Origin of the sequence: Streptomyces sp. NRRL B-1347 (genome assembly GCF_000720325.1) — a bacterium.
Classification (GTDB): Bacteria; Actinomycetota; Actinomycetes; order Streptomycetales; family Streptomycetaceae; genus Streptomyces.
The window spans coordinates 124,909-143,167 of the sequence record NZ_JOJM01000019.1 but is presented as its reverse complement, the minus strand read 5'-3'; the positions used below and the strand labels follow the sequence as shown (position 1 = coordinate 143,167).

Annotated in this window: 13 protein-coding genes and 1 tRNA gene; 5 read left to right on the top strand and 9 right to left on the bottom strand. The window is 75.5% G+C overall.

Annotated elements, in window-relative coordinates; genetic code table 11:
• Positions 1–233: 233 nt before the first annotated feature.
• The 4 genes from IG74_RS0118535 to IG74_RS0118520 all read right to left on the bottom strand — a co-directional run bounded on the left by IG74_RS0118535 (position 234) and on the right by IG74_RS0118520 (position 7,020).
• Positions 234–2,213, bottom strand: coding sequence for a sensor histidine kinase (locus IG74_RS0118535; RefSeq protein WP_030677946.1), 1,980 nt, complete (start codon positions 2,211–2,213; stop codon positions 234–236).
• A 160-nt stretch (positions 2,214–2,373) separates the two neighbouring features.
• Complete coding sequence (locus IG74_RS0118530; protein WP_030677943.1) at positions 2,374–3,159, bottom strand: response regulator transcription factor; 786 nt, start codon at positions 3,157–3,159, stop codon at positions 2,374–2,376.
• 155 nt (positions 3,160–3,314) lie between these two features.
• Positions 3,315–3,701 (bottom strand): hypothetical protein, encoded by a 387-nt coding sequence (locus tag IG74_RS0118525; RefSeq protein ID WP_030677940.1) that lies wholly within the window; start codon positions 3,699–3,701, stop codon positions 3,315–3,317.
• A complete protein-coding gene (locus IG74_RS0118520) occupies positions 3,691–7,020 on the bottom strand; it encodes a BTAD domain-containing putative transcriptional regulator (RefSeq protein ID WP_234334369.1) in 3,330 nt (1,109 codons plus the stop codon). The genes IG74_RS0118525 and IG74_RS0118520 overlap by 11 nt, the downstream gene beginning before the upstream one ends.
• A 79-nt stretch (positions 7,021–7,099) precedes the next feature.
• Between IG74_RS0118520 and IG74_RS0118515 the strand changes: the two genes are divergently transcribed.
• From IG74_RS0118515 to IG74_RS0118500, 4 genes are all read left to right on the top strand, one after another.
• Positions 7,100–8,014 carry an alpha/beta fold hydrolase gene (locus tag IG74_RS0118515; RefSeq protein WP_030677934.1) on the top strand — a complete coding sequence of 305 codons (915 nt, stop codon included), beginning with the start codon at positions 7,100–7,102 and terminating at the stop codon, positions 8,012–8,014.
• Between the two features lie 134 nt (positions 8,015–8,148).
• Positions 8,149–9,402: a sensor histidine kinase gene (locus IG74_RS0118510; RefSeq protein WP_234334368.1), complete on the top strand. Its 1,254-nt coding sequence runs from the start codon at positions 8,149–8,151 to the stop codon at positions 9,400–9,402.
• Positions 9,366–10,010 (top strand): LuxR C-terminal-related transcriptional regulator, encoded by a 645-nt coding sequence (locus IG74_RS0118505; protein ID WP_030677927.1) that lies wholly within the window; start codon positions 9,366–9,368, stop codon positions 10,008–10,010. Before IG74_RS0118510 ends, IG74_RS0118505 begins: the two co-directional genes overlap by 37 nt.
• A 163-nt stretch (positions 10,011–10,173) precedes the next feature.
• Positions 10,174–11,388, top strand: a complete 1,215-nt coding sequence (locus IG74_RS0118500) for an RICIN domain-containing protein (protein WP_030677924.1) — start codon at positions 10,174–10,176, stop codon at positions 11,386–11,388.
• A 36-nt stretch (positions 11,389–11,424) separates the two neighbouring features.
• On the opposite strand, the gene IG74_RS0118495 is transcribed toward IG74_RS0118500, so the two are convergent.
• Positions 11,425–12,189 carry a hypothetical protein gene (locus IG74_RS0118495; RefSeq protein ID WP_030677921.1) on the bottom strand — a complete coding sequence of 255 codons (765 nt, stop codon included), beginning with the start codon at positions 12,187–12,189 and terminating at the stop codon, positions 11,425–11,427.
• A 134-nt stretch (positions 12,190–12,323) separates the two neighbouring features.
• On the opposite strand from IG74_RS0118495, the gene IG74_RS0118490 reads away from it, so the two are divergent.
• Complete coding sequence (locus tag IG74_RS0118490; protein ID WP_030677918.1) at positions 12,324–13,010, top strand: TetR/AcrR family transcriptional regulator; 687 nt, start codon at positions 12,324–12,326, stop codon at positions 13,008–13,010.
• Between the two features lie 135 nt (positions 13,011–13,145).
• Here IG74_RS0118490 and IG74_RS0118485 read toward each other — a convergent pair whose 3' ends face one another.
• The 4 genes from IG74_RS0118485 to IG74_RS0118470 form a co-directional block, all read right to left on the bottom strand.
• Positions 13,146–14,651, bottom strand: coding sequence for an AMP-binding protein (locus IG74_RS0118485; RefSeq protein ID WP_234334367.1), 1,506 nt, complete (start codon positions 14,649–14,651; stop codon positions 13,146–13,148).
• Between the two features lie 237 nt (positions 14,652–14,888).
• Positions 14,889–14,962 (bottom strand) — tRNA-Thr (locus IG74_RS0118480).
• A 109-nt stretch (positions 14,963–15,071) separates the two neighbouring features.
• On the bottom strand, positions 15,072–16,679 hold the full coding sequence (locus IG74_RS0118475; RefSeq protein ID WP_030677910.1) for an alpha/beta hydrolase: 1,608 nt from the start codon (positions 16,677–16,679) through the stop codon (positions 15,072–15,074).
• Positions 16,680–16,901: 222 nt separating this feature from the next.
• On the bottom strand, positions 16,902–18,107 hold the full coding sequence (locus IG74_RS0118470; protein ID WP_030677908.1) for a DNA polymerase III subunit delta': 1,206 nt from the start codon (positions 18,105–18,107) through the stop codon (positions 16,902–16,904).
• Between the last annotated feature and the right edge of the window lie 152 nt (positions 18,108–18,259).

Here is an 18,259-nt window from a genome sequence, read left to right as displayed (position 1 = left end):
CCTGGCCCCGCCGGTGCATGCGCTTGGCGCGTGGCTCGGGGGAGTGTCGCCGCCGCGGCCGGGTCCGCCCAAACCTCCGCCGCCCCCGGCCCCCGGCGGCCGGGGCCGAGCCCCCACGGCCCCTGAGCGGCCGGGCCTCCCTCCCCTCTCCCGGATCGTCGGCTCCGCCTCAAACCCCGCGCTGACGCGCTTGTCCTCAAACGCCGGACGGGCTGGATCTCATCGGCCGGGGCCTAGGTGATGGGGAGGTCGAGGGTGAAGGTCGTGCCGTGGCCGGGGAGGCTTCGGGCCGTGACCGTGCCGCCGTGCGCCTGCACGAGGTTCCGTACGATCGCGAGCCCGAGCCCGCTCCCTCCCGTGGCCCGCGTACGCGACTTGTCCGCCCGCCAGAACCGGTCGAAGACGTGCGGGAGATCCGCGGCGGCGATCCCCGTCCCCGTGTCGGCGACCTCGATGGCCACCCGCCCCGAGACGACGCGGGAGGTGACCGTGACGCTGCCCCCGGCGGGCGTGTGCCGGACCGCGTTGGAGACGAGGTTCCCGATGGCCTGCCGCAGCCGCAGCGGGTCGGCGGTCAGCCACGGGTCGCCCTCCGCGCGGGCGGAGAGCCGTACGCCCGCCGCGTCGGCCCGCGCCTGGTGCGCGGCCACGACCTGCTCGGCGAGGTCGGCCGCGCACGCGGGCTCCCGGTGCAGCCGCAGCGTCCCGGCGTCGGCGGCGGCGAGGTCCTGGAGGTCGTTCACGATGTGCTGGAGGAGCAGCGCCTCCTCCAGGAGCGAGGTGACCAGCTCGGGATCGGTGGCGACGACACCGTCCTCGGCGGCCTCCAGCCACCCCCGGATGTTCGAAAGGGGCGTACGCAGCTCGTGCGCGACGTCGCTGACCATGGCCTTGCGCTGCTCCTCCAGGGCCTTGCGGTGCGCGGCCATGTCGTTGAAGGCGGCGGCGAGCTGGCTGATCTCGCCCGCCGAGCGCGCGGGCACCGGCTCGGTGGCCTCGCCGGTCTTCATGCGCTGCGTGGCCGTGGTGAGCGCCCGCAGCGGCCGGGTGAGGCGGGTGGCGGCGAACGCGGTGACGGCGACGGTCAGGGCGAGCACGGCCGCGGCGAGCCCGACGAGCCGCGCGGTGTTGGCGCCGGAGAGCCGGAAGCCGCTCTCGGAGGGGCGGCTGCCGTCCGGGCTGGTGATGAAGAGCAGCGCGGGCGAGGAGACGTACGGGCCGAGCTGCTCGCGGCGCGCGCTGTCCACGCAGTTGGCGGCGAGCGCCTCGACGGGGTCGGCGGCCGCGGCGGGGCCGGTGACCGACGGCGCGGGGGACGCCACCACGTCCCCGCCGGGCGCGGGCGCCTTGGTGCCCCCCTCCCGCGGCGGCTGCGAAACGCCGCCGGGAGGCGAGACCGCGTACAGCCACGGGGAGCCGCCGCGCGACATGGTCAGGCCCAGCTTCACGGGCTTGGTGCCCTTGCGGCGCATGCACGCGCCGGCCAGCTCGCTGACCTTTTCGAGCGCCTTGCGCTCGGTCTTCGTCGGCTCGTTCAGGGCGATGGCCCCGCACCGGTAGTCGATGACCTCGTCGCTGTCGCCCGCCGTCTCCAGGTACGTGCGTCCGCTCGGCCCCTCCACGCTCTTGGCGGACACGCCGGTGTCCTGGGCGCAGCCGACGAACTTCTCCGCCATCGCCCGCAGGCGCGCCCGCTCCTCGGCGGGCAGCCGGAACGGCCCCACGGCGCGCGGGTCGATGCGGTCCACGGCACCGGCGCCCTTGCCGGTGCCGGTGCCGAGGGCCCGGCCCGCGCCGAGGCCGATCGCCGTGTCGTCGTCGCGCCCCGCGGCGAGGGTGGAGTCCACGGCCAGCGGGTCGACGACCGCCGACGCCCGCGCGGGCAGCCGGGAGCCGGCCGCCGCGCCCTTCTCGCCCGCCGCCGAGTCGGCGATGACCTCGCGGTCCTGGGTGGTCAGGGCGATGCGCCGGCCGGTCTCCGCGGAGAGCTCGCGGACCGTGCGGTCGGCGCCGCGCCAGTTGGGCGTGCCCGCGGCGAGGCCGAGGAGCCGGTCGTAGATCCGCGCGTCGTCGGCGAGCACCTGCCCCTGCTCCTGCCGGATGGCCCCGGACGTGGTCTGCGCGGCGAGCCAGGCGGTGGCGGCGATGGACAGCACGGACACGAGCACGGACACCGCGAGCAGCCGGGTGAGGAGGCTCTTGCGCACGGGTATCCGGGTGCGGACCGGGGCCTCACCGGTCCGGGCCTCACCGGTCCGGGCCTCACCGGTCCGGGCGTCCCCGGTCAGGGCGTCCCCGGTCAGGGCGTCCCCGGTCAGGGCGTCCCCGGCCGGGCCCCCGCCCGCCGGCGGCCGTTCGCCGCGCCGCCAGGCCTTACGCCCCACGACGGCCCGCCGCCCCGCCCGCGGCCGCGCCCGGATCCCGGTACGCGACCAGCTTGTACCCCACCCCGAAGACCGTGACGAGCCGCTGCGGCGTGCGCGGATTGTCCTCGATCTTCTTGCGCAGATTCAGTACGTGCACGTCCACGGTGCGGACCGATATGTACCCCGACGAGCCGTGGATCCGGTCGAGCAGCTGTGGGCGCGTGAACACCCGCTCCGGCTCCGCCGCCATCGCGGCGAGCAGCTCGAACTCGCCCGGGGTGCACTCCACCCGCTGCCCGTCCACGGTCACCTCGTGCCGCAGCGCGTCCACGACGAGGCCGCCCGCGCGCAGCACCATCGGGTCCGCCTCGGGCGGCGGCCGGTGCGCGGCCCCGCTGGCCCGGCGCAGCAGGGTGCGGACGCGGGCCATCAGCTCGCGGGGGCTGTACGGCTTGGTGAGGTAGTCGTCGGCGCCCAGGTCGAGGCCGAGCAGCAGGTCGTCCTCCGTGGAGCGGGCGGTGAGCATGAGGATGGGCAGCGTGCCGGTGCCGCGCCCGGGCCCCTGCGTTCCGGGCGCCGGGTCCGACCGCAGCACGCGGGTCACGCCGAGCCCGTCGATCTCCGGCATCATCACGTCGAGGATCAGCAGGTCGGGGTCGTGCAGCCGGACCCGCTCCAGCGCGGTGCGCCCGTCGTGGGCCACGCCGACGGTGTGCCCCTCGCGCTCCAGATAGCGGCGGATGAGGTCGGCCTGCTTCTCGTCGTCCTCCGCGACCAGGACAAATGCGCACATGCGCCCGAGCATAGGCGGCGGCCGCCCGATTCCGGTCGCCGCGTCCGCGCCCTGACAGGATCCTCATAACCCGCGGACGGGCGATACGCACCCTTCGTACGCGCCCTTCGTACGAACCTTTCGTACGAAGGCTTCGACAGCGCGGTACGCGCCTCTCAGCCGTGCGGTACGACGACGACCTGGACGTCGTCCTCGTAGATCACCCGCCCGGGATCGGCGGACCGCACCTCCCGGCACGGCACGCCGTGCGCGGCGAGCAGCTCCAGATAGCCGGGGACCCGCTCGATGAGGTGGGTGGCGGTGGCCTTGAACCAGGAGACGGCGCCGGGGTACCGCTCGGGGTCGTAGAAGGACGCGTCGGGCGTCGTGTACGCGGCGTCGTACCAGTCGTTGCCCGCGCGCCAGAAGCGCTGCTGCGCCGCGGTCAGCCGCCCGTCCCTGGCGAGCCCGTTGGCCAGGGCGAACACGCCCGGGAAGTGGCCGCGTTCGTGACGCCGGGGCGACTCGAAGCGTACGTACGCGCACGTCTCTTCAGAGTTCACCGCCGCATCCTCGCACCGCCGCGAGCGCGGTCCGTGCGGCGGCCGCCCAGTGCGGGGCCCCGGCGCGTTCGGCGACGGCGAGGGCGGCCCGGTAGTGGGCGGCGGCGGGCCGCCCCAGGGCCACGGCCAGGTCCCCGAGCTCCTGGGCGACGGGCCCGAGCGCGACGAGGCCGCTGCCCGCGCCCGCCAGCTCGTCCTCGGCGGGCAGCAGCAGCCGGTACGCGTCCGCCATGGCCGCCGTGTCCCCCGAGCGCGCGGCGGCACGGGCCCGCAGACAGAGCCGTACGTCGAGGAGCTGCCCCGACTCGGGCACGTCGGCGTCGGCCGTCGCGCCCAGGCACGCCAGGGCGAGGCGCAGCAGCCCGTCCTCCGGCATACCGCTCATCCCGCTGCCGCGCAGCCGCGCCGCGGCGCTCCGGTACGCGGCCTCCGCCTCGTCGGCGCGCCCGGCGACGGCGGCGCGCAGCGCGGCGTACCAGGACGTGAACACGCCCACGAGCGGCAGCCCGTACCGCTCGGCGAGCCGGTCCGCGGCGGCCGCCGCGGCGTCGGCGCGGACGAAGTCGGCGCGGGCGCTGTGGGCCTGGATCAGCATGAGGTGGCCGAGGACCTCGAAGCCGACGAGCCCGTGGCGGGCGGCGAGGGCGACCAGCTCCGCGCCGACGCGGGCGCGCTCGGGGGCGTGTCCGGGGCGCTGGAAGGTGTGCAGGAAGCGGCCGTTGAGCGCGTACGCGAGCAACGCGGCGTCCTGGTCGGGGTGTTCGTCCCCGGCCTCGGCGGCGAGCTCCCGCGCGAGGGCCTCCGCCGCGCGGGCCGCGTCGGCGCCCGCGCCCGTGGTGTCCCCGCGGGTCTCCATGGCGACGCCCGCCAGGAGGCGGCAGCGGGTGGTCCGGCGGGCCCGCGTCCCGTCGTCGGGCAGCGCGCCGAGGGCGTGCCGGGCGGCGGCCACGACGCGCCGGGACAGCTCCTCGTCGTCGTTGCGGGCCCAGATGCCGGGCACATCGAAGGCGCCGATGACGCGGGCCGTGAGCTCCGGGTCGCCGGCGGCCTCGGCGGCGTCCAGCGCCTCCGCCCGGTACCGCCGGGCCGCGGCGAGACCGCCGGTGACGGCGAGGCCGCGGACGAGGCCCATGAGCAGGGTGAGGCGTGCGGCGGGGTCCCGCTCCGGCGCGCCGCGGTCGTACGCGTCGAGGGCCGCGCCCCACAGCCGCCGGGCCCGGTGCGGCGCCCCCGCGGCCTCGGCGCGGCGGGCGGCGCGGCTCGCGTGGGTGACGGCGCGGGCGGCCGTCGCGCGCGTGCCCGCGCTGACGTAGTGGTGGGCGAGGGCGTCGGAAGCCTCGGGCCGCAGCCGCTCCAGGGTCTCGGCGACCGCCGTGTGCAGCCGGGCGCGGCGCGGCCGCGACAGGTCGTCGTACACCGTCTCGTGGACCAGCGCGTGCGCGAACCTCACCTGTTCGGCGGCGAGCCGTCCCTCGTCGGGCGCGACGAGGAACCCGGCCGCGGTCGCCGCCTCCACCGCGTCCAGGACGACCTCCTCGGCACCGGCGAGGGCGCACAGCACGTCCAGGTCGGCCTCCGCCCCGACGACGGCGGCGAGCCGCAGCACCGTGCGCGCCTCCGGCCCGAGGGTGCCGAGGCGGGCGCGCACGAGGTCCCGTACGCCGACGGGGACCCGGGACAGGGCCGCGGCGCCGTCGGCGGCGTACAGGCGGGCGAGTTCGCGCACGAAGAAGGGGTTGCCGCCGCTGCGGCGGCGCACGGCGCGGGCGGTCGCGGCGTCGACGTCCCGCCCGGAGACAGCCGCCACCAGGTCCCGTACGGGGCCTTCGGCGAGCCCGGCCACGCGCACCCGCACCGGCTCGGCCCGCGCCGCGCGCCCCAGGAACGCGGCGAGCACGGGCGGGACTTCGGTGTCGCGGTACGTGCCGACGACGAGCACGGGCGCCGCGGGCGGCGCCGCCGCGAGCCCGGCGAGCAGGTCGAGGGACTCCTCGTCGGCCCAGTGCAGATCGTCGAGGACGAGCAGCAGCGGCCGCCCGCGCGCGGCGAGGGAGGCAAGCCGCTCGCCCACCCACCGGCGCCGCCGCAGCCGCCGCGCGGCCGGGTCACCGCCGCCGGGCCCGTCCGGGACAGCAGTCAACTCCCCCACGGGCATGCCGAGTTCCCCCAGGGCCTCCGCCCAGGGCCACCCGGCAGGGACGGCCTCGCCCTCCGGCACCCGCCCCCAGGCCGCCGTCCAGGCCGCCGCGCCCAGGCGGTCCGTGAGGTCCCGGGCCAGAGCGGTCTTGCCCGCGCCCGCCTCGCCGGAGAGCAGGGCGAGGGTGAACCGGCCGGTGCGCGCGGCGGTGTGCGCGGCGGCTTCGAGAGCGGCGGTCTCGGCGGCCCGGCCGAGCAGGGCGGCCGCGTCCCGCGCGGCGAGGGCGGTCGTGTCCCGCGCGGCCGCGTCGCTCGGGTCGGGTGCGGCGGGGGCCGCCGTGTCCCGTAGGCCGGGGGCAGCCGTTTCCCGTACGGCGGGCACCGTCTGCGCCAGGATCTCCGCCTCCAGGCGCCGCAGCCCCTCGCCCGGGTCCACGCCCAGCTCCCCGGCGAGCGTCGCGCGCGCCCGGCGCAGCGCGGCGAGGGCGTCCCCCTGGCGCCCCGCCCGGTACAGCGCGAGGGCGAGGAGGCCCCACGCCTCCTCCCGCCAGGGGTGGGCCGCGGCGTGGGACTCCAGGTCCAGGGCCGCCTCCGCGGCCCGGCCGAGGGCGAGGGCGAGGCGGGCGCGGCGCTCCACGGCGAGCAGGCGCAGGCCGTCCAGGCGGGCCACCTCGGCGCGGGCCCAGTCGGCGTCGGCCCACTCGGCGTAGGCGGGGCCGCGCCACAGGGCGAGCGCCCCGTCCAGGGCGGCGAGCGCCTCCCCCGGCACCGGGCCGCCGCCGTCGAGGAGCAGGCCCGCGTCCCGTACGGCCGTCTCGAACCGCCAGGCGTCCACCGCGTCCGGCGCGGCGAGGAGCGCGTAGCCGGGCCCGGCCGTCACCAGGAGGCGGGCGGGCGCCCGCCGGGCCCGCCCGGGTTCGACGGCCTTGCGCAGCGCCCCCACGAACGTGCGGATCGTGCCGACGGCGGTCGGCGGCGGCTCGTCCCACAGGTCGTCGACGAGCCAGCTCACGGGGACCGTCCTGCGCCGGGCGACGAGCAGCCGGGCGAGCACGGCACGGTGCCGCGGCCCCTTCAGGTCGAGGGCGCGCCCCTGGTCGTCGCGGGCGCCGAGCGGCCCGAGCACCTGGAAGTCCACCGGCCCCGGCACCGCCTCCGACGTCGCTCTTTCCTCCTCCGGCACCCCCTCAACGTACCCGCGGGGGCCCGGCCGCTCAGCGCACGCTGATCCACCGCTGATTCGCGCCCCGCACGCTGGCCGCATGAACCCCAGCACGCACAGCGCGTCCACCGCACCCCGCATCGAGGGCTTCGCCCAGCACCGCGTCCCCGTCGCCGACGGCGTCCACCTGAACGCGGCCGTCGGCGGCGATCCGGCCGCTGCGCCCGTCGTCCTGCTGCACGGCTTCCCGCAGACCCACCTCATGTGGCGGCACGTGGCGGCCGATCTCGCGGCCGACCACGCCGTCATCGTCCCGGACCTGCGCGGCTACGGCGCCAGCGACAAACCGGCCGAGGCCGCAGACGGACAGACGTACGCGAAGCGGACCATGGCGGCGGACGTCGTGGCCCTGGCCCGAGCGCTCGGGCACGAGCGGTTCGCGCTCGCGGGCCACGACCGGGGCGCCCTCGTGGCGATCCGGGCGGGACTCGACCACCCGGACGCGGTCACCCACCTCGCGTCCCTCGACGTGGTGCCGACGCTCGACATGTGGGACGTGCTGCGCGGCACGAGCGCGGCCGTCGGCTTCCACCTGTACCTGATGGCGCAGCCGCCCGGGCTCCCGGAGCGGATGATCGCGGCCGACCCGGACGGCTTCTTCGGGCACTTCCTCGACCTGTGGGCCAAGGCCCCGGGCGCGCTCCCCGCCGACGTGCGGGCCGCGTACCTGACGGCGTGCCGGGCGGCCGTCCCCTCCATCGTGGCCGACTTCCGGGCGTCGTCCTTCGCGGACGTCGAGCACGACACGGCCGACCGCGTCGCCGGACGGCGGCTGCGCATGCCGGTGACGGTCCTCCAGCAGGACTGGGGCGCGGCGCTCGGCTTCGACGCGGCGGGCCTGTGGCGCGCGTGGGCGCCGGACCTCGACCACCGGACGGTGGACTGCGGCCACTTCATGGCGGAGGAGTCCCCGGCCACGGTCACGGAGGCGATCCGCGAGCTGCTGCGGCGCTGAGTCCGGCGTAGACGGCGATGCGTCCGGCGTGGGCGGCGATGCCGTCGGCCCGCGGCCCGAAGACCGGCCCACGGCCCGAAGAGGGGAGTTTTTACCACCGACTTCGGGCCATCCCGCCTTCGATAATGGCCGCCATGACCCCCATAGGCCCCACCGGCTTCCGCCGCTCCCTCACTCTCTGGCGCCTGTCGCTGCGCGCCTTCTGCCTGTCGCTGTGGCTGGGCTTCGTGTACGGCGCGCTCACCACCCGGCTCGGCCTGCGGCTGCTGCCCGGCACCGTGCGCGCCACCCGCGGGCTCGCGGACCGCCAGCGCGCGCTCGCCCTGGAGTGGTCGGGCGTCGAGATCCCCGTCGCGTACCCGCCGGCGGAGACGGCCGCGGACCTGCGCGCACAGCTCCTTGACCGGGGCAGCCAGGTCCGCCGGGACTGGCGCTGGGTCGCCGTCGACCCGTACGTCGGCGGGGCGCTGGCCTTCGTGCCGACGCTGTGCCTGCTCAGCGGGGTGTGGGGGCTGCTCACCGCCGTGTTCGGACCGCGGCTCTCCGACGACTGGGGCAGCGTCTGGTACCTCTTCATCCCCGTCTACGACACGGCGACGGCGGGCCTCGCGGGCGTGCTCGCCGCGCTCGCCTTCCCGCTGGCCCTGTTCTGGGCGGGCCCGCGCGTCGTGCGCCAGCACGCCCGCTATCTGCGCGTCATGCTCGCGCCCGACGAGGCGGCGCTGCTCGCGGCCCGCGTCGAGCACCTGCGGACGACCCGCTCCGACGCCGCCGACACCCAGCTGGCCGAGATCCGCCGCATCGAGCGGGACCTCCACGACGGCGCGCAGGCCCGCCTCGTCGCGATGGGCATGACCCTCGACGCCGCCGAACACCTCCTGGAGTCCAACCCCGACGCCGTGCGCGACCTGCTCGTGGAGGCCCGGCAGTCCTCCACGGCCGCCCTCAAGGAGCTGCGCGACCTGGTCAAGGGCATCCACCCGCCGGTCCTCGCCGACCGCGGCCTCGCGGATGCCGTACGCTCCCTGGCGATGATCAGCCCGCTGCGGACCGAGGTGGCCGTCGACCTGACGGCCCGCCCCGAACCCTCGGTCGAGTCCGCCGTCTACTTCGCGGTCTCCGAGCTGCTCACCAACGCCGCCAAGCACGGCGGTGCCGAGCGCGCCTGGATCGACCTGCGGTACGAGGACGGCTCCCTGCGGGTCACGGTCACCGACGACGGCCACGGCGGCGCGGACGCCGCCCTCGGCACAGGCCTGCGCGGCATCGAGCGCCGCCTCGCCCACTTCGACGGCGTCCTCGCCATCAGCAGCCCCGTCGGCGGCCCCACCCTGATGACCCTGGAGGTCCCGTGCGCGTTGTCCTCGCCGAAGACCACTTCCTGCTGAGGGACGGCGTCACCCGCCTCCTGCGGGCCTTCGGCCACGAGGTCGTCGCCGCCGTCGACAACGGCCCCGGCCTGCTCGACGCGCTCACCGGCCTGCGCCCCGACGTGGCGGTGGTGGACGTCCGCCTCCCGCCCACGTTCTCCGACGAGGGCCTGCGGGCCGCGGTCGCCGCCCGCACCGAGGTCCCGGGCCTGCCGGTACTGCTCCTGTCCCAGTACGTGGAGCCTTTGTACGCCCACGAGTTGCTGACGACGGGTTCGGAGGGCGTCGGCTACGTCCTGAAGGAACGGGTCTCCAACGGCGCCGAGTTCATCGCGACGATCGAGCGCGTCGCGGCCGGCGGCACGGCCCTGGACCCGGAGGTCGTCTCCAAGCTCGTCACGGGCAAGTCCCGCGACGAGCCCTTCGCCTCCCTCACCCCCCGCGAGCGCGAGGTCCTGGAGTGCCTGGCCCAGGGCCTCTCCAACGCGGGCTCGGCGGAAGCCCTGTTCATCACGGAGAAGGCCGTCGCCAAACACATCAGCAACATCTTCACCAAGCTGAACCTCCCCCCGTCGGAAACGGCCAACCGCCGGGTCCTGGCCGCCCTGGCCTACCTGAACCGCTGACGCCGCGCCCCGCGCGGGCCCGGGGCGCGACCGCGCGGGCGCGTGCCCTGGTTGCGGGGTCAATAACGTCCGAAACCGTGCCGTATCGGGATCACGGTGCCCGCTTCTAGGCTGGCTCGCGCACCCTCCCCGACGTATCAGCCCGACGTACCAGGAGGCCGACGTGGCAGCGTTATCCGAGGGCATCTACCTCATCAAGAACGAGGCGAGCGGGCTGTACGCGACCGTGCAGCCCGGGGCCGGGGCCAAGCAGAGCGCCAAGGTCGTCCTTGAGGAACTGCACGGCGAAGGCGCGGCGCGGCACGGCCAGCTGTGGCACGCGCGGCCGCACAGCGCGCGCGAGGGCGCGTGGACCCTGCGGAACGTGCACAGCACGTACCTGATGGACGTGATGGCGGGCCGCGGCCGCGCGGGCTCGGCGATCCAGCAGTGCGCGGCGGAGTCGCGCGACGACCTGCTGGCCTCGCAGCTGTGGCGCCCGCAGCAGGTCAGCGAGGACGTGTACGCGCTGACGAACGGCTACAGCGACAAGGTGCTCGCCGTGAAGGGCGAGAGCCACGAGGCGAACGCGACCCTGGAGCAGGCGGAGCCGCGGCAGGGCGAGGACCGCGGCACGCAGGCGTGGCGCCTGGAACGGGTGCCCGCGCGCGGCGAGCCGAAGGGCTTCGACGCGCTGACCGCGTCGGTCGTCTCCGGCTACGGCGGCGCCATCGGCGCCACCCTCAGCGGCCTGACGGGCCTCGCCAAGGGCGTCCTGGACGCGGGCGGCGGCGTCTTCGAGACGATGGCGAAGGTCGTCACCGACCCCAAGGCCCCCTATCTGCGCTTCGACGGCTTCCGCGGGGACGAGTTCATCCGCTTCTCCCAGCGCCACGGCATCGAGGCGGGCCCCAAGAAGATCAGCGAGCAGTTCACCCGGCCGCCCCGGGGCTTCCGCACCGACTACGAGGACGTCCTGCCCGCGCGCCGGGGCAGCGGCCACACCCACGCGGCCCTCATCCGCGACGAACTCCTGGAGTTCTCCGAGCGGTCGGCGAGCGACACGCCGCGCATCCTGCCGCGGGAGCTGCGCGAACGCCTTCCGGTGAAGGCGGCCACCATCGCCGACGCCAAGGGCGAGACGGTCGCGTTCTTCACCGGCGAGACGATCGTGGTCACCGACGGCTCCCTGCGCCCCACCGGTGAACTCCGCCTGCCGCACGCGCCGGACGCCTTCCGGACGGACCTCGACACGGCCACCGCCGTCTCCGTCGAGGACGAGATGCACTTCTTCCTCGTCAAGGGCGAGGAGTTCGTCATCGTGAGCGAGGGCAAGCTCGTGCAGGGCCCGGCCAAGCTGACGGACGCCTACTCCTTCCTCACCGGGGTGTGGATGTAGGCCCCGCGAGGGCGGCGCGGCGGGCACGCGGGCGGGCTACACCTCCTGCGGAGCCACCGTGGGCAGCGGCAGCGGCGGCGACATCGGGTACGCCGAGGGCGCGCCGCCCGCGTGCCGGGACTTCGGCAGCCACAGCGAGAGCACCGCGCTGACCCGGTCGAAGACGGGCTCGGCGGGCAGGGCCGCGGGCAGCAGCGGGCCCAGCAGGGACGGGCCCGCCAGCTCGTCGGCCCCGGCGGCGATCGTGTGCAGGCCGATCAGGCGGTGCTCGGGCTGATGCAGCAGCCAGGCGCCGCCGAGACCCCGGGCCCCGGCCTCGTCCCGCACGCGCGCCCAGACGCGGTCGAGGGCGGCCTCGGCGTCGCCCTCGTACCGGAACCGCTCGAAGCGGCTGACGCGGTGCGCGTCGAGCGGCGCGAAGTTGTGGGCGCCCGCGACCCGCCACACGTACCGCTCCACGTCCAGGAAGAACGGGCGGCTCCAGAACTTCACGCCCGGCTCGAACTCCAGCTCCTGGCTGGTGAACCGCTCGTAGTCGAGCACGTCGGCCCACGTCTCGAAGAGGTACCGGCCGCCGGTGAAGTGCCGCCCGCCGAACGGGTCGAACCGGCTCGGCATGTACTTCGCGTACATGCCGGGCCGCGCGTCCATCACGCGCCGCTCCACCTCCTGCTTGTCGACGATCTCCTGCACGCCGACGCCGTCCGCGAGCGGGAAGTCCGAGGTGAACGCGGCCTCCATGGAGAGGGGGCCGACGTCGTAGCCCTTGATCGGGCCGGGTCCGTACGCGTGCGTGGTCATGGCACTCCTTAAGGCATGGGTGGGTACGCGGCGGCCGGCGCGGGTCGCGCCGTCGCCGTACGCCACGACCGTATGCCGAACACCGACCAAACTCCAAACAGTGTTCAATCTTTGCCCGCCGTACCATGGTGTCCATGACCAGCCCGAAGGAAGGCGCCAGCAGACGTGCGCGCCACCGTGCCCAGACCACCGCCGAGATCAAGGCCACCGCGCTGAAACACCTGGTGGAGGGCGGTACGGACGCCGTCGCACTGCGCGGGATCGCGCGGGACATGGGCATGGCGCCCGGCACCTTCTACAGCTACTTCGACACCCGCGAGGCCCTCCTCGCGGCGCTCGCCGCCGACGCCTACCGCGCGCTCGCCGCACATCTGCGCACGGCCCGCGAGGGGGCGCGGGAGCCCGCCGGGCGCGCCCTGGCGCACGGGCTCGCCTACCGCGCGTGGGCCCTCGCGCACCCGCAGGAGTTCCGGCTGCTCTTCAGCGGCCGCAGCCCGCACGCGCAGACGCCGGACAGCACGGAGGCCGAGTACGAACTGTGCCTGGGCATCGTGGAGATCGCCGCGACCGCGCGGGCCGACGCCGGATCCCCGTACTCCTGGGACGACTTCGACCCGGCCTTCACGGAGGTGGCGCGCGCCGCCTTCCCGGACCTCACCCCCGCGACGCTCGCCCGCTCACTGCGCCTGTGGGGCCGCCTGCACGGCCTGGTCACACTGGAGATCGACGGCCTGCTCCGCCCCCAGATCACGGACCCGGAGCGGCTGTACCGCGACGAACTCACGGACGTCGCGGCGTGGTTGACGTCGACGGGGACGTGACTGCGGCCGCCCGCCGGCGATCCGGACCTACGACCGCCCGACGGCGATCCGGACCTACGGCCGCTCGACGGTAATCCGGACCTACAGCCCCTCGGCGGCGATCCGGACCCACAACCCCTCGACGGCGATCCGGACCTACAACCCCTCGGCGGTGATCCGGATCTCCCGCCGCAGCACCTTTCCGGCCTCCGACCGGGGCACCTCCGCCCGCACCTCGATCACCCGCGGCACCTTGAACCCCGCGAGCGCGCCCCGGCAGTGCGTGACGAGCCGCTCCACGAGCCCGTCGGCGGCGGCCGCACCGGCCTCGGGCCGCACGACGGCCGCGACCCGCTGCCCCCACTCCTCGTCCGGCACGCCCACGACGGCCGCGTCGGCGACCTCGGGGTGCGCGAGCAGCACGGCCTCGACCTCGGCCGGGTACACGTTCACGCCCCCGGAGACGATGAGGTCGGTGCGCCGGTCGCGCAGGTAGAGCCAGCCGTCGGCGTCCAGGTACCCGTGGTCCCCCGCCGTGAAGTACTCCTCGCGCATAGACCGCCGGGTCTTGTCCGGGTCCTGGTGGTACGCGAACGGCACCACCGGCCGGAAGTACACCCCGCCCGTCTCCCCCGCGGGCAGCGGCCGCCCGTCCTCGTCGAGGACGCGGATGTCGACGTCGGCCATCGGCAGGCCGACCGTGCCGGGCCTGGCCAGCCAGTCCGCACTGGTCACGGCGGTCACCCCGCCCTCCGTGGCCGCGTAGAACTCGTACAGCACGGGCCCGAACCAGTCGATGGCGCGCCGCTTCACGTCCTCAGGACAGGGCGCGGCCCCGTGCACGACGGCGCGCAGACTGGACGTGTCGTACGACTCGCGGACAGCGGCGGGCAGCCGCAGCAGCCGGTGCAGAACGGTAGGTACGGTGAACAGGAAGTCCACACCGTGCCGGTCGACGAGCCGCAGCCAGTCCTCGGTGCACGGGCGCTCCGCGAGGACGACGGTGTGGCCGAGCTGGAGCGCCATGTTCGCGAACAGGCCGGGCGCCGCGTGGTACAGCGGCGCAGCGCACAGCTGCGTGAACGGCCCGGGCCCGACACCGCACCGCGTCATGAAGTCCAGCTCGTACGGGCTGGGCCCGGGCGGCGCCGCCGACAGCTGCCTGCGCACGGCCTTGGGGCGGCCGGTCGTGCCGGAGGTGTAGAGCATGACGCCGCCCGCGCGCCGCTCGGCCGGGGGCGTGGCGGGCTCGGCGGCGAGCAGCTCCTCGTACGCCACCCAGCCCGGCGCCACGCCGCCCCACACGATCCGCCGCTCGGGCGGCACCCCCGCCGCGTCGAGCGCGGGCCCGGCGACATCGAGCAGCCCCGCGTCCACCACCACGACCCGGGCCCCGCTGTCCACGAGCACGTGCTCGGCCTCGGGAACGGTGAAGTGATGGCTGAACGGCGTGAAGTAGAGCCCCGACTGCCCGGTGGCGAGCCGCAGTTCGAAGAAGGCGCGGCTGTTGGGCAGCATCGCGGCGACGCACTCCCCCGCCCGCACCCCGAGCCGCGCGAGCGCCCGCGTCAGCCGGTGCGCACGCCGCTCCAGCTCCCCGTACGTCATCGTGGCGCCATCGACGTCCACCACCGCGACCCGCTCCGGCCACTCCGCAGCCACGGCCCAGAACCCGACGCCCGCCCTCTCCCCGCGCCCACCCACACCCATCCCGCGCCACCTCTCGTCGTCGGCGCATCGTAGGCAGACCCCCACAGCCGCCGTACATGACGCCACAGCACACGGATCAGGCCCCGGATCTGTCCACTGCACACACCCCCACCCACCGAGCACGTGCGCTACACCCGCAAACACAAAAGAACCCCAGGCCGTGATCTACACGACCTGGGGTCCCAGCGGAGCCGCCTTCGGGATTCGAACCCGAGACCTACGCATTACGAGTGCGTTGCTCTGGCCATCTGAGCTAAGGCGGCGCGCGTCCCGCACCTATGGTGCGATCAGCAACGTCAGCAAGTCTACACAGTTTCCGGGGGTGCTCCGTACACCCCTCCGCGCGGGTGGGCGGAGGGGTGTGAGCTGGGGTTACGCGCAGCGCTTGGTGGTGCGGGGGGCGCGGCCCTCCAGGAGGTAGGCGTTGATCGTGTCGTCGACGCAGCGGCTGCCCCGGCCGTACGCCGTGTGGCCGTCGCCCTCGTAGGTGAGGAGGCGGCCCGAGGAGAGCTGGGAGGCGAGAGCCTTGGCCCAGCGGTAGGGGGTGGCGGGGTCGCGGGTGGTGCCGGCGACGAGGATCGGGGCGGCGCCCTTCGCCTCGATGCGGTGGGGCTCGCCGGTGGCCTTCACGGGCCAGTACGCGCAGTTCAGGGCCGACCACGCGAGGCCCTCGCCGAAGACGGGCGAGGCCTTCCTGAAGGCAGGGAGCGCGGCCTTCACGTCCTGGGGGGAGGCGAAGGACGGGGGGAGGTCCAGGCAGTTCACGGCGGCGTTGGCGTACATCAGGTTCGAGTACGCGCCGTCGCCGTCGCGCTCGTAGTAGCTGTCGGAGAGGGCGAGCAGGGCCGAGCCGTCGCGGTCGCGCATCGCCGCGTCCAGGGCGTCGCGCAGCTGGGGCCACGCCGACTCGTCGTACATCGCGGCGATCACGCCCGTGGTGGCGAGCGCCTCGCCGAGCGTGCGGCCGCCGGCCGGGCCCGGGTCGCCCGCGGGGATCGGGGCGCGGTCCAGGTCCGTGAAGAAGGCCTTCAGGCGGCGGCCCGCGTCCGCGGGGCTCTTGCGGCCGAGGGGGCATTCGGCGCGCGCCACGCAGTCCTTCGCGAACGACTGGAAGGCCGTCTCGAAGCCCGCCGTCTGGTCCTCGTTCATCCGGCGGGCCGTGAGCGAGGGGTCCATCGCCCCGTCCAGGACCAGGCGGCCCACCCGGTCGGGGAAGAGCCCGGCGTACGTCGCGCCGAGGAACGTGCCGTACGACGCCCCCACGTACGTCAGCTTCCGGTCGCCCAGGGCGGCGCGCACGATGTCCATGTCCCGGGCCGTCTCGACCGTGGAGACGTGCTTCAGGAGGCCGCCCGCCCGCTGCTCGCAGCCCGCCGTGAACTTCCGGTAGGACGCGGTGAGCCCGGCCGTCTCGGCCTTGTCGTCGGGCGTCACGTCCGTCTGCGTGTACGTGTCCATCTGGCGGTCGTCCAGGCACGTGACGGGCTCGCTGCGGGCCACGCCGCGCGGGTCGACCGCCACCATGTCGTAGCGGGCGCGGACCTTGTCGGGGTAGCCGAGCGCCGCGTACGACTGGAGGTAGTCGATCGCCGAGCCGCCGGGGCCGCCCGGGTTGACCAGGAGCGAGCCCAGGCGGTCGCCGGGCTTGCCCGTCGCCCGCTTGCGGGACACGGCGAGGCGCAGGTCGCCCGCGTCCGGGGCGGCGTAGTCGCGTGGCACGCGCAGCGTCGCGCACGCGAAGTCGGGCACTCCGCAGTCGCGCCAGCGCGGCTTCTGCTCGTAGTACGACGCCAGTTGCTTGGGCGTGGCACGGGGCAGCGCGGCCAGGGCGACGTTCGCCGTGGGATCGCCCGAACCGCCCGACGAGCAGCCGGAGATGAGCAGCGCGGCGGCCAGCAGCGCGAGGGCACCGCGGCGACGGCGGGGCGCCCGAGGGCGACCTGGGGGGCGGGGGTGTCGGGCGCGGCTGGTGGTTCCCATCACGCGAGAGTAACGCTCCGGTGTCGCGCGATCACCATGCGTGCCCTTTTGGGTGACCGTCGGCCGTCCGGCGCGAGGTTCCCCGGCCCCGGCACGGGCCCCGACCCCGGCCTCCCGACTCGCGACCCGCGACTCGCGACTCGCGACCCGCGACTCGCGGCTCCCGGCTCCCGGCTCCCGGCTCCCGGCTCCCGGCGGCGGTTGCCCACCGGCAGCGGACAGTCACCCCGCCCGCAGCGCCACCGTCATCGCCTCCACCGCGAGCAGCGGTGCCACATTGCGGTCCAGCGCCGTGCGGCAGGCGCCGATCGCCTCGATGCGGCGCAGCGTGGACTCCGGCGAGGTGCCGCGCGCCAGGCGCTCCAGCATGTCCTGCACCTCCGTGTTGGCCAGCGGCACCCGGGAGCCCAGCTGGAGCGCGAGGACGTCCCGATAGACCCCGGCCAGGTCGATCAGGGCCAGGTCGAGGCTGTCGCGCTGCGTACGGGTCCTGCGGCGCTTCTGCTTGTCCTCCAGCTCCTTCATCGCGCCCGCCGTGCCGCGCGGCATCCGGCCGCCCTGGGCCGCGCCGAGCGCCGCCTTCAGGTCCTCGGTCTCCTTGGCGTCGACGTCCTCGGCGACCTGCTTGGCCTCGTCGGCGGCCGTGTCGATGAGCTCCTGCGCGGCCCGCAGACAGCCGCCGATGTCCTCGACGCGCAACGGCAGCTTGAGCACGGCGGCCCGGCGCTGGCGCGCGCGCTCGTCCGTCGCGAGGCTGCGGGCCCGGTCGATGTGCCCCTGGGTGGCGCGGGCGGCGGCCGCGGCGGCGTCGGGCTCGATGCCGTCACGGCGCACGAGCATGTCGGCGACCGCCGCCACCGACGGCGTACGCAGCGTCAGATGGCGGCAGCGGGAGCGGATCGTGGGCAGCACGTCTTCGAGGGAGGGCGCGCAGAGCAGCCACACGGTGCGGGGGGCGGGCTCCTCCACGGCCTTCAGCAGGACGTTCCCCGCGCCCTCGGTGAGGCGGTCGGCGTCCTCCAGGACGATGACCTGCCAGCGGCCCACGGCGGGTGAGAGCTGGGCGCGGCGGACCAGCTCGCGGGTCTCCTTGACGCCGATGGAGAGGAGGTCGGTGCGGACCACCTCCACGTCCGCGTGCGTGCCGATCAGGCTCGTGTGGCAGCCGTCGCAGAAGCCGCAGCCGGGCTCGCCGCCGAGCGCGCGGTCCGGGCTCACGCACTGCAGGGCGGCGGCGAAGGCCCGGGCGGCGTCGGCGCGGCCGGAGCCGGGCGGGCCCGTGAACAGCCAGGCGTGCGTCATCTTCGACGACTCGGGTGCGGGGGCGCCGGTGTCGGCGGCGGTGACCAGGGCGTCGGCGTCGCGCGCGGCGGCCGCAAGCTGGACGCTCACCTTCTCCTGGCCCACCAGGTCGTCCCATACCGGCATGGGTCACCGCCTTCGCCTTGCCGTCGCACGCACGTCACCGTGGAACGCGGTCGCCGTCACAACGCACGTCGCGCTGTCGGAACTCATTGTGGGGCACGGCACTGACAACCCCGGCCGCGCACTCGCTGACCTGCGCTTATGCCCCGCCGCAC